Consider the following 1,147-nt stretch of genomic DNA (forward strand, 5'->3'; position numbering starts at 1 on the left):
CCGGTGCTGCTCAACGCCAGGTGTTCACCGGTCGCGACATGCGTCGAGCGCGGCGTGGTCAGGGCGATGCCCGCCGGGCTGGCCAGCACCAGGTGCGGTTCGCTGAACTCGGGAAATTCGTTGGCGCTCTGGTTGGTCGGGCCACTGCCGACAATGCCCTGGTGCTGCGCATGCAGGGCCTTGGCCACGTCGTCCTGATCGCCCGCTTCCTGCGCCTGTACCTCGCGTGCCTGCTGGCCGAAGCCGTCCTGCTGCTCGCTGGCGGTGGCCAGGCGTTCGGCGGTTTCGGGCAGGTCCTTGTGGTGCTTGGCTTCGTGATGCCGGGGCTCGGTGGTCAGCAGCAGGCCCGCCGCCGCGCGCACGGCGCCATGCCGGTCGGTGCGCAGCTCGAAACCCTCACCGCGCGGCTGGCCGCCCGAGGGGCGCGGGTGGGTCAGGTAGCCCAGGTTGATCGCACTGGCGCCATGGTCGCTGCGCAACGCGATGCTGATCTCGCTGGTGGTGTCGTCGATGCGCAGCTCGTTGCTGCGGCTGCCCTTGTATTCCTTGCTCTTGACCGTGGCCAGGGTCTTGAAGTCCGGCAACCGGTACGGCGGCAGGTTGGCGCCGTGGTACAGGCAACCAGTGATCAGCGGCTGGTCGGGGTCGCCTTCCAGAAAGGTGATCAGCACCTCCATGCCGATACGCGGCAGCGAGATGGCGCCGAAGCTGCTCTGGCTGGCCCAGTTGGAGGCCACGCGCATCCAGCAGGTGGTCTTGTCGTCCGATTGGCCTTCGCGGTCCCAGAAGAACTGCACCTTGACCCGGCCGTACTCGTCGCAATAGATCTCCTCGCCCTCGGGGCCGGTCACTACCGCACGTTGCGCACCCAGCACTTTGGGCTTGGGATGCCTCAGCGGCGGCCGATACGGCACATCCCACGGCGTGGCGCAGAAGCGGTTGCGATAGCCCTGGTGAAAGTCGTCCTTGAGGTCGGTGACGTCGCTGCTGATCACCTCCTCGAGCACTTGCGGCTGCTTGCCTTCATGCAGCACTTCGGTGAGCAGCCACAGGTCGTTCCACGCCGGGTTGGCATGCTCGGTCAGGCTCAGAAAATGCCCGCTGACCAGGCTCGGCTGGTCGCTGCGGCCCTCGGCCAGGCGGTAGT

1 protein-coding gene is annotated in these 1,147 nt (G+C 67.2%); it reads right to left on the reverse strand.

Annotated features, from left to right (window positions below):
* Positions 1-1,147: type VI secretion system Vgr family protein (gene tssI, locus NJH59_RS25360; protein WP_253087468.1), on the reverse strand; the 1,147-nt coding region annotated here is incomplete at both ends.

This window comes from Pseudomonas sp. VE 267-6A (assembly GCF_024126555.1).
Classification (GTDB): domain Bacteria; phylum Pseudomonadota; class Gammaproteobacteria; order Pseudomonadales; family Pseudomonadaceae; genus Aquipseudomonas; species Aquipseudomonas palmensis.